Consider the following 11,504-nt stretch of genomic DNA (forward strand, 5'->3'; position numbering starts at 1 on the left):
GTGGTGGCCGGGCCGCGGGTGGGCTCGCGGTGAGCACCAGGTCGGCCCCGCCTCCGTCCAGCACCAGGCGGACCCGGGCGGCGAGCGCGGCCAGGGCGCCCCGTACGAAGACCGGCGACCCGGGCGGAGCGTCCAGCGCCACCGAGCCGGCCCGGTCCACCCCAGCCGCCTCCACCAGGAGCGCGGTCTGTGCGCTGAGCGCGGCGTCGTCCAGCACCAGGGGGCCATGGTCCGACCACTCCAGCAGAGCGGGCTGTCCTGCGTGCGCGGTGTGGCCGGCCCCGGCCCCGGCCCCGGTCCAGGCCCCGGCCGCGTCCGTCAGGCGCGTGGTGGGTGCGGCCGGCGCGGCTTCGTCCGCGGTGCGTGGGGGGTGGTCCGGGTGGTGGGCCGAAGTGGGCCGACCGGCTGGCGCCGTACGGTCCGTCCCGTCCGCCGGGCACCTGGGCTCCTCGGACGGTGCCGGGGCGGGCCCGGGTTCCCCTAGCGAGAGGGTGGGCACCCCCCAGGGGCCCTCGGCATCGGTCAGGACCGCCAGGGCGCCGGAGCGGCGCACCAGATCGCGGTTGCGGGCGAGCGGGTCGGCGGGGTCCAGGCCCACGATCACGGCACCGGCGCGCAGGGCCGCCAGCAGTGCGGCGACCGCCGAAGCGTCCGGTGGGGCGGCGATGGCCAGCCGGCTGCCCGGGCCGATCCCGGCGGCGGTCAGCCGGGCCGCGAGGCGGGTGGCGGCCTCGTCCAACCGCCGCCAGGTGGTGGCCGCCGCGCCGTCCACCACGGCCACCTTCGGCGACCGACCGGCCGACAGGTGGGCCAGACGTACCGGCGGCGGGACCGGCTCGGGAGGCCGCCGGCGCCGCAGACCGGCGGTGAGCGCGGCCCGCTCCTCCTCGGTGAGCAGGTCCAGCCGGATGACCGGCAGCCGGGGGTCGGCCACCGCCGCCGCCAACAGCCGCATCCAGCGCCGGGCCAGTCGCCGCACGGTCGGCCCGTCGAACAGCTCGGTGCGGTAGACCACCCGCAGACCCAGTGCCCCGCCGCAATCCTGGACGTGGAACTCCAGGTCGTAGCGGGTGGAGTCGGCAACCACCGGCAGCTGCTCGGCCTTCGCCCCGGCCAGTTCGAGCTGGGGCGGCTCGACGTCCTGGAGGGTGAGGACGGTCTGGACGAGGGGGCCGCGGGGAGCGGATCCATCCAAGGCGGTCTCGGCCAGGACGGTCTCCCAGCGAGTACGGTCATGGGCGCGCGCCCCGCGCAGCGCCTCTTCGGCCCGGTCCACCAGCGCGGTGAACGACGGGCCGTCCGCCAGCGCCAGACGGATCGGCAGCACCACCGCGAACTGGCCGACCAGATCCCGCAGCCGCGGGTCGTCCCGGTGAGTCGAGGAGGTACCCGCGAGGATGTCGCCGCTGCCGGTGTGCCGGGCCAGGAAGGCCGCGTACCCGGCGAGCAGGATCGGGTGGAGGGCCACCCCCCGTTCCTCGCGGTACGCGCGCAGCGCCGTGGTGAGCCGGGCCGGCAGTTCCAGTTCCTCCTGGGCGCCCGCGCGGGACCGACGGGCGGGCCGCGGCCGGTCGCCGGGCACCTCCAGGGCCGGCGGATCGCCCGCCAACCGCTGCCGCCAGTAGGCGAGTCCGGCCGCCCTGGCCCGCTCGTCGTACTGCTCGCGCTGCCACTCCGACCAGTCCGCGTACTGGATGGGCGGCTCGGGCAGCCGCGGTGCGTGCCCGGCCAGCCGCGCCCGGTAGGCGGTGCCCAGCTCGCGCACCAGGATGCCCCGCGCCCAGCCGTCCGCCGCGATCCGGTGTACGCACAGCACCAGGACGTGCTCGCCCGGGGCCGACCGCAGCAACCCCGCGCGCAGCGGCACCTCATCGCTCAGCGCGAACGGCCGCCGGACCAGCCGCGCGATCACGTCCCGCACCGCGGTTTCCCGGTCCGCGCCCTCCGGGTTCGGGTTCTCCCAGTACGCGCTCGCCCGGTCCGCGTCCTTTCGGTCCGTGCCCTCCCGCACCGCGGTTTCCCGGTCCGCGCCCTCCGGGGCCGCGTTCTCCCCGTCCGCGCTCGCCCGCGCCGCGCCGTCGCGCCCAGGCTCGATGACCGTCAGCGGCAGCTCGGCGCGTTCCAGCACCACCTGTTGGAGCCCGTCCCCGGAGTCGTCGAAGACGGTGCGCAGCGGCTCATGGCGCTCCATCAGATCCGCCAGGGCCGCCGCGAGCGCCTCCCGGTCCAGGTCGCCCCGGATACGGAAGACGAGCGACACATGGTCGCAGGGGTCGCAGGGGTCGGAGGAATTGTCCGAGTCCTGCTGCCGAAGTCGCCAGATCCGCTCCTGGGCCGGGGACGCGGGGAAGGCCAGCCGGCCGGGCCGCTGCGCGGGGAGACGAGGGTCTGGTGCGGTGGAAGCGGACATACGGGAACTCCTGGACGGGACGTGGGCGGTGGCGAGCCGGGGTCCGGGCGCCGGACCCCGGCCGGGGCGGGGGAGGTTCAGCCGCCCTGGGATGCCGCGCCCCGCCGTGCGCTGCGCGGGATCGCGGCGGAGGCGGTGGCGGGACCGCTCCCGCCGGATTCGATGTCGCGGGCGACGGCGGCGACGGTCAGCCGCTCCAGGAGGTTCTTGACCGACAGCTCGGCGCGCAGCGTGTCCCGTAGCCGGGTGACCAGTTGCAGCGCGAGCAGCGAGTCGCCGCCGAGGTCGAAGAAGCTGTCCTCGGCCCCGATCGGCTCCACCCCCAGCACCTCCTGCCAGTGCAGGGCGACCTGCCGTTCCAGCTCGGTGCGCGGTGCGACGTACGGCTGCGCCAGCTCAGGCCGCCGGTTGAAGGAGGCGGGGCGGGCCGCGGGGGCCGCCGCGCCGGGCTCGGGCCGGAGTTCGGCCGGGGCCGGCGCGGACTGCCGGCCGGTGCTCCGCTGCCCGACGATCAGCGCATGGGAGATCAGGGAGTCCTGGCGCGGTACCTCGGGGCAGGCGGTGACGTTCACGAACCCGGTGTCGGTCAGCACCTGGCGCCAGACCGCCGGGGGAACCAGTGGGGAGTGCTCCCGCAGATCGTCCTCGAAGTGCCACCAGCCCTCGAACAGAGCCGCCGTGGCCAGCATCACGGGCGGCTCGTGCACCAGCTCCAGCAGGAACAGCACGCCGCCGGGGGCCAGCAGCCGGTGCACGTTTCGCAGGGTGGCCCGCAGGTCCGCGGTGGCGTGCAGCACGTTGAAGGCGATCACCATGTCCCAGCCGCCGGGCTCGGCGCCCTGCTCCTCCGGGTCCCGGGTGATGTCCAAGGTGGCGAAGGACATCCAGGGCCGGCCCTCGTGCTCGGCGCGGCGCTGGGCCTCCAGGACGAAGGCGCGCCCGATGTCGGTGAACCGGTACTCGACGTCGGGGAGCGCGTCCAGCGCCTCGACCAGGGGCCAGGTCACCCTGCCCTGCCCGCCGCCCACCTCCAGGATCCGCACCTTCCGGCCGGTGACCCGCCCGGCCAGCCGGCGGACCTGCTCGGTGATGAGCGTCTGGTGCAGCCTGATGTCGCGGGCCTCGACCCACTTGCGGTCCACCGCCTCGGCGGCGTCCGAGCGGCCGTGCGGCATCAGCGCCTCGGTGTCCGAGAGTTCGCCGCTGACCACCTGCCCGTAGCGGGCCTGGCAGTAGTGGAGGAACTCCATCTCCTCGACGTACTCGGGGAACCGCTCGCGGATGGTCTGCTCGGTCTTGGCGATCTCCTCCGCGTCGCCGGCGTCGGCCACGAAGCGCAGCCGGTCCTCCGAGGGCCCCGCCGCCACGACGCCGTGCACCTCCAGCAGGTGGAGCAGCGCGTCGACGAACTTCCGGTAGGCGGGCACGGTGCGCAGCGCGCGGTGGACCGCGGCCCGCTCGTGGATGGCGCCGACCGCGGTGTCCAGGCCCTGGTCGCGCAGGTAGGCGGCCACCTGCAGGACGCACATCCGATCCAGCAGCCGGCGCCCCTCCGCGGAGTCCGGCGTGGTCGGCAGCTCGGCACTGAGCCGGGCCTCCGCGGCGTGCAGCGCAGCCTCCTCCGCCGCGAGGTCCACCGGGAAGGCGGGGGCCGACCGCGCCGGTTGGGCTCCGGTGTCCGGCCAGGGGGTGCCGGGACGGTCGATCCAGTGCCGGGTGCGGGTGAACGGGTAGCCGGGCAGCGGTACCCGGCGGCGCCCGGCCGAGGGTGTGCCGGGCTCCGCCGCGACCCCGTGCGCCCACAGCCCGCCGACCGCCGCCGCCAGCACCTGCTGGTCGGGCAGGCTGGACTTGGCGTGCCGCATCGCCGGCAGGACGTCGGCGGTGCCCCCGGACCGGGAGGCGGCGTAGCCGGCCAGGGTGCGGCCCGGACCGCACTCCAGGAGCACCGGGTTGCCGGCCTCGGCGAGGGCGGCCAGCCCGTCGGCGAAGCGCACCGTGCCCCGCATGTGCCGCACCCAGTAGTCCGGGTCGGTGGCCTGCCCGGCGGTGATCCAGGTGCCGGTCAGATTGGACACGTACGGAATGGTGGGGGCGTGCAGTTCGACCTCGGCGACCGCCGCCGAGAACTCCGGCAGCACCGGGTCCAGGAGCCGGGAGTGCGGGGCGGTGGCCAGCCGCACCCGGGAGCACTCCACCCGGTCCTCGGCCAGTCGGCGCTCCAGCGCGGCCACCGCCTCCTCGGTGCCGGAGACCGTGCAGGAGCCCGGGGCGTTCACCGTCGCCAGGTCCACCGCCGCGTCGCCGGCCAGATAGGGGCGCAGCGCCTCCTCGCCGAGCCAGACGCCCAGGGTGGTGCCCCCGGCGCGCAGCATCAGCCGCTCGCGCAGCACGACCAGGCCGAGTGCGTCCTCCAGGGACATCACGCCCGCCAGGACGGCCGCGGTGTACTCGCCGAGCGAGTGTCCCAGCAGGGCGGTGGGCCGTAGCCCCTGGGCGGCGAGGGTGGCGGCCAGCGCGTGTTCGACGGCGACCAGGGAGGGGAAGTCGGCGGGCACCCGGGCGGCGGGCGCCACCTCGCCGTAGAGCAGCTCGGTCAGCTCCACGCCGAGCAGTGGCCGCAGTACGGCGGAGGCGCGGTCCATCTCGGCCCGGAAGACCGGCTCGGCGCGGTAGAGACCCGCGCCCATGCCCGGGTACTGGGCCCCGCCGCCGGGCAGCAGGAGGGCCAGCCGCCGCCCGCCCGCCGGCACCGGGCCCGCGATGTCGCCCGGGGTGTGCAGCGCCTCGGCGGCCTCGGCGGTGCCGCGGCTCACCACGGTGCGCCGGTAGCCGAACGCCCGGCGGCCCAGGTGCAGGGTGTGGGCCACGTCGGCGAGCGGCAGGCCGGGTTCCGCGGCGAGGTGGTCGGCCAGCCGCGCGGCGAGCACGTCCAGCTCCCCGGGGGTCCGGGCGGACAGCCGCAGCACCTCCCAGGAACCGTCCGAGGCGGCCTGCGCCCGCTCGGCGGGGGGCTGCCGCGGCGGTTCCTCCACGATCACATGGGCGTTGGTGCCGCCCACCCCGAAGGCACTGACCCCGGCGCGCAGCGGAACCCCGGGCGCCGGCTCCCAGGGCACCGTCTCGGCGTGCACCCGGAAGGGGGTGGCCGGGAAGTCGATCGCCGGATTGGGGGTGCGGAAGCCGACCGTGCCGGGCAGCCGGCGGTGCGCCATGGACAGCACCACCTTGATCAGACCGGTGACCCCGGCCGCCGCCTCGGTGTGGCCGACGTTGGACTTCACCGAGCCCAGGACGCAGAACCCGGTGCGGTCGGTGGTCTTCCGGAAGGCCTCGGTCAGCGCCGCGACCTCGATGGGGTCGCCGACCGGAGTGGCGGTGCCGTGCGCCTCCACGTAGCCGATGGTCTCCGCCGCCACCCCGGCCGCCGCCAGTGCCTCGGTGATCACATCGGACTGGCCCTGCGGACTGGGGGCGCTGAACGCCGGTTTGCGGCAGCCGTCGTTGTTGACGGCCGAGCCCTTGATGACGGCCCAGATCCGGTCGCCGTCGGCCAGCGCGTCCTCCAGTCGGCGCAGCACCACGGCCGCCACGGCGTCCCCCCGGATGGCCCCCTGCGCCTCCGCGTCGAACGTGCGGGTGCGTCCGTCGGGGGAGAGGATGCCCTGGTCGACATGGCGGTAGCCGCAGTGGGCCGCCGGGTTGAGCGCGGCGCCCCCGGCCAGGGCGGTGTCGCAGCGGTAGGCGAGCAGTTCCTGGCAGGCCAGGTGCACCGCCACCAGCGAGGTGGAGCAGGTGGTCTGCACGCACACACTCGGTCCGGTCAGGCCCAGCTTGTAGGAGACCCGGGTGGGGAGCGAGTCGGGCAGGTTGCCGGACTTGGCGGCGAGCAGTTCCAGTGAGCCGGGCGTCCGGGCGAACCGCGGGTGCACATGGTTGAGGTAGTACTCGCTCTGGCTGGTGCCCGCGTAGACCCCGATCTGCCCGCCGCCGCGGGAAGGGTCGCAGCCGGCGTGCTCCAGGGCGTGGTGGCACACCTCCAGGAACATCCGCTGCTGCGGGTCGATCAGCGCGGCCTCACCGGGCGGGTATCCGAAGAACTCGGCGTCGAACAGCTCGATGTCCTCGACCGTGGAGGCCTGCCGCACCCGGTACGGATCGCTCAGCCCGGCCTCGTCGCCGCCGGCCGCCAGGTACCGGTCGTCCGGGATCGGCCGGGTGCTGTGCCGGCCCGCCGCCAGATTGCTCCAGAAGGCATCCAGGTCGGGGGCGTCGGGCCAGCGCCCGGCCATGCCGGTGATCGCGATGCTGCCGAACGCGTCCGCCGGTGCCACGGGTTCAGTCATGGTCAGGGGTGTCCTTCCGGAGGGAGGCGGCGGCCCGACGGCGGGCCAGGTGCTCGCGCCGCTGCCGGGCGCGCTGCTCGGCGTCCGGCGGGGCGGCCGGGTCCCCGGGCCGCTCGGCCGACGGCGGGGTGTCCCCGGCCGCGTCGCCGGCCAGCTTGGCGGCGAGGGCGGCAGGCGTGGGATGGGTGAACAGATCGGCGACCTCCACCTGGAGCCCCAGCCGGTCCCCGATGAGGGTGCGCAGACCGACCAGCAGGATGGAGTGGCCGCCCAGGGCGAAGAAGTCGTCATCCGGCGCCACCCGGTCCAGCTCCAGCACCTCGGCCCACAGGGCGGCCAGCGCGGACCGCAGCTCCGCGCCGTCCTCCTCCGGCGCACCGGCCGGTGCGGCGGACGGCAGCGCCTCCACCGGGACCACCGTGCAGGGCACCGGGGTCCCGAAGCGGTCCGGCAGGGTGTCCGGCCGCGGCCCCGCGGGGTGCGGTGCCGAGCCGCCGGGGGTGGTGTAGCCGACCAGCCGGTGCAGGGGCGCCGCGGGCGCGGTCAGCCGGGCCCGGACGAACGGCGCCGCCGGATCCAGGCCGACCAGTACATGCGGTACGTCCTGGTGCAGCGCCACCGCCAGCGACTCCAGCGACTCCCGCCGCCCCAGCGTCCGGTAGCCGCGGGCCTGGCTGAGCGGTTTGAGGGTGTAGCCGCGGCTCAGGCCGGTGTCGTCCCACATGCTCCAGGCGATGCTGTGGGCGCGCAGGCCCATCCGGCGCTGGTGGGCGGTGAGGGCGTCGAGATAGGCGTTGGCGGCGGCGTACGGGCCGACGGTGGCGCCGCCGAAGTGGCCGTTGACGGAGGAGAAGGAGACGAACAGGGTGCCGGGCCGGTCGCGCAGCGCCTCGGTGAGCACGGCCGCGCCCACCGCCTTGGCCGCCATCACCCGCTCCCACCGCTCCCGGCCTCCCGAGGCCACCGGCAGCTCGTCCATGTCGCCGGCCAGGTGCCAGACACCGTCCGGCCGGCCCGCCGCGGCCAGCGCGGTGTGCACCGCCGTGGGGTCGGTGACATCGGCCGCCAGGTACCGGACCTCGCCCAGCGCTTGGAGTTCGCGGAGTGCGGCGGCGCGTTCGGGATCGTCCGCCGGGCTCCGGCCGACCAGGGTCAGCCGGGCGCGGTAGCGCACCAGCAGGTGCCGGGCCAGCTCCCGGCCGATGCCGCCCAGACCGCCGGTGATCAGCTGGCTGCTGCCCTCGCGGACCGGTGGGCCGGCCTGCGGCGCGCCGGTTCCGGGCGGGTCCGTCTCGGCCAGTCGGGCGACCCACCGCTGTGCCCCGCGCAGGGCCACCTCGGATTCGGTGGGCGGGCAGCCCAGTTCCCGGAAGAGCAGCGCGGCCGCGTCGTCCGCCGCGTCCGTACCCATGTCCGTCCAGCGCGCCGTCAGCCAGGACAGCTCCTGGGCGGCGCTGTGCAGGACCGCGAGGGCCGCCGCGTGGGCCGGGTCGGCCGGTGGCTCACCCGGCAGCGCCCGGCTGCCGCGGGCGGCGACCTCCACCTCGACCGGGGCGCCCGTACCGTGGTGGGCGGCGAGCGCGGCCACCAGCCTGCCGACCGCGGCCGCCTCACCCACCGCCAGGCCGGCGTCGAGCGGATCGCCCGGGGCGGCGCCGAGCCGGGTCAGGTCGACGACCCGGCGCACCGCGGCCGTCCCCGCCGGCCCGGCGAGCAGGGCCGGGTCGGCCAGCACCGTGCACCGCCCGCCCGCCTCGGTGACCAGGGCGGCGAGCCGATCGGCCACCGCGTGCCCGGGGTCGGCGAGCACCAGGGTGTGGCCCTCGGCCAGCCGGTGCGGACCGGTGGACGGGGCGTTCGCGCGCCGCCACACCGGCCGGTGGAACCAGTGGGGCAGGGTGCGTTCGTTGCCCAGCAGCAGATCGGTCTCCCGGATCACCTCCGTGTACGCCCCGGCGGCGAAGCGGGAGCGCAGCGCGGCCCGTTGGATCTTGCCGATCTCGGTCTTGGGGATCTCGTCCCGGCCCACCGGGAGCAGATAGCCGGGCCGCACTCCGGTCTGCCGGGTCACCGCCCTGGTGATGGCGGTCAGCGCCGCCGCCCGGTCGGCGCCCGGCCGCAGGCTGAGGAAGACCGCGAGTCGGTCGGTGCTGTCGGCCGGGGTGCGCACCGCCACCGCGGCGGTCCAGGAACGCTCCGCGTCGGGGTGCTCCTCCACCAGGGCCTCGATGTCGTGCGGATGCAGATTGGCCCCGTTGACGATGATGACGTCCTTGTCCCGCCCGGTCAGGGTCAGTTCGCCGTCCCGCAGGAAGCCCAGGTCCCCGCAGTCGAACCAGCCGTCCTCGGTGAACGCCCGCGCGTTCGCCTCCGGGGCGTGGTGGTAGCCGTCGGTGAGGGCAGGGCCGCGGAGCTGGAACCGGCCGATGGCGCCCTCGGGCAGCACCGCGCCGTCCTCGCCGACGATCCGGAAGGAGCAGCCCGGGTAGGGGCGCCCGAGGTTGACCAGGGTGTCCTCGTCGCTGCCGCCGTCCAGGGTCAGTACGGCGTGGGTCTGCGCCGAGCACACCTCCGTGGTGCCCCACGCCGGGCGCACCGCGGTGCGCGGCAGCCCGTACGGTTCCAGGGCGGTCAGGAAGCGGCGCGCCACCCGGGGGACCACCGCCTCGCCGCCGTTGACCGCCATCCGCAGCCGGGACAGGTCCCAGCTCCGCTCCGGGCCGGCCGCCGCCAGGCGCTCCACGAGCAGCCCGTAGGCGAAGTTGGGGGCCCAGGTGTAGCTGGCGCGGTAGCGGTCCAGCGCGTCCAGCCAGCGCAGCGGGTCCTCCAGCACCCAGGAGGGCGGGGCGAGCACCTGGCGGGCGCCGACCACCACATCTCGCAGGTGGACCATCACGATGCCGCCGACATGGTCCATCGGCATCCAGTTGAACGAGGTGTCCGCCGAGGTCAGACCGTCGACCGCGATCGCGCCCGCCGTGCGGGCCAGGATGTTGCGGTGCCTCAGCTCGACGGCCTTGGGCCGCCCGGTGCTTCCGGAGGTGAGCATCAGCAGCACCAGGTCGTCCGGCTCGGCCGGGTGCCAGTCCCGGTCCTCGGGACCGGACAGCAGGCTGCCGAGTTCGGCCACCCGGGGCTTGGGACCGTCCTCGGCCAGCAGCCCGGCGATGGCCTCGCCTGAGCCGGCGGAGCCCAGCACCAGCGGCCGCTCCAGCATCCGCCAGGCGTTCACCAGGCGGTTCGCCTGGGCACCGCCCGCGGTGTATCCGCCCGGTGGCACGGCGAGCGGCACCACGCTCGCACCGCCCAGCGCGCAGGCCCAGAAGCCGGTCACGAAGTCGCGGGTGGAGTCGAGTTGGAGCACCACCGGGTCACCCGGGCGCAGCCCCAGGGCGCGCAGCCCGTGCAGCGCGCGGGACGCCTCCTGCGCAAGCCGCGCGTAGCTCTGCCGGTCCGCGGAGCCGTCGGCCCGCAGATGCACCAGCTCCCCGGGCCCGGCGGCGGCCCGGCGCAGCGCCGTCACCAGGTCGGGGACGTCCAGCGGTACCAGGGCCGGGCCGTGGCTGATCGAGGGCCTGCCGCCGGCCGCGGGAGAGGGTGCCGGTGCCTGCGGGCGGGCGGCCTCGGACAGCGAACCGGCGGCCGGCCCGCCGGGTACCGCCGACAGGTGCACCCGGCGCGGCGCGGGCGCGGGCGCCTCCTCGATCCGCACCGCGGCGGCCCCCACCCGGGGGTCGGCGGTGAGCAGCCGCTGCCAGGCGTCGGCCGTCTCCTGGTCGAGCAGCGGCAGCGCCCCCAGCGCCCCCATGTCCAGGGCGCCGTCGGCGGTGCGGGGCAGGGTGGACAGCAGCAGGGTGTGCACCCGTACGCCGGCCGGTACGGCGCCGCGGGCCGCCTCGGCGACCTGCTCGGGCGTCAGCCGGCCGTCCGGGACGGCATGCACCACCAGGTCCGTGCCGCGGGCCAGCACCACGCAGTCGTGCACGGTCGGCAGGGCCCGCACCGCCGCCTCGGCCCGTGCCGCCACCTCGGCCTGATCGGCGGCCCCGTCCGCCGCGCCGCCGTCGAGCGCGGACAGCGGCAGGTGCGGGTCGGCGGCGGCGGCCTCCGAGATCCGGCACAGCTGATCCGCCAGCCGCTCCACCGTGCCCGGCTCGAACAGGTCGGTGCTGTACTCGATGACCAGCTCCAGCCCGTCCGGAGCGCCGTCCGCGGCACGTTGTTCGACGGCGTTGAGCGCCAGGTCGAACTTGGCCACGCCCGGATGCGGACGCTCCAGCTCCACCCGCTCCCCGGCCAGCTCCACCCGCTCGCCGGCCGCCTCCTGGAGGCCCAGGGAGACCTGGAACAGCGGGTGCCTGGCCAGCTGCCGGGGTGGGTTGAGGTGCTCCACCAGCCGGTCGAACGTCAGATCCTGGTGCGCCTGCGCCGCGGTGTCGGTCTCCCGTACCCGGTCCAGGAGTTCGGCGAAGCGGGGGTCCCCGGAGGTGTCGGTGCGCAGCACCAGGGTGTTCACGAAGAACCCGACCAGGTCGGTGAGCGCCTCGTCGTCCCGTCCGGCCACCGGGGTGCCCAGGGGGATGTCGGTGCCGGCCCCGGAACGGGTGAGGGTGGCCGCCCAGGCGGACTGGACCACCATGAACAGGGTCGCGCGGTGTTGCCGCGCCAGCTCGGCGAGCGCCTGGTGCACGGCGGACCCCAGACGCCGGCGGATCAGCCGCCCCACACGGCTGGGGTGGGTGGGGCGG

3 protein-coding genes are annotated in these 11,504 nt (G+C 76.2%); all 3 read right to left on the reverse strand.

Annotated features, from left to right (window positions below; all coding sequences use genetic code 11):
• Nucleotides 1–2,410 (reverse strand): condensation domain-containing protein (locus E4099_RS20880; protein ID WP_167828438.1); only part of this gene is annotated, 2,410 nt, incomplete at its 3' end.
• A 77-nt stretch (nucleotides 2,411–2,487) separates the two neighbouring features.
• Nucleotides 2,488–6,756, reverse strand: a complete 4,269-nt coding sequence (locus tag E4099_RS20885) for a type I polyketide synthase (protein ID WP_135340622.1) — start codon at nucleotides 6,754–6,756, stop codon at nucleotides 2,488–2,490.
• Entirely contained in the window at nucleotides 6,749–11,482 is a 4,734-nt protein-coding gene (locus tag E4099_RS34885; protein ID WP_135340623.1) for an SDR family NAD(P)-dependent oxidoreductase, read from the reverse strand. Before E4099_RS34885 ends, E4099_RS20885 begins: the two co-directional genes overlap by 8 nt.
• Between the last annotated feature and the right edge of the window lie 22 nt (nucleotides 11,483–11,504).

This window comes from Streptomyces palmae (genome assembly GCF_004684805.1).
Classification (GTDB): domain Bacteria; phylum Actinomycetota; class Actinomycetes; order Streptomycetales; family Streptomycetaceae; genus Streptomyces; species Streptomyces palmae.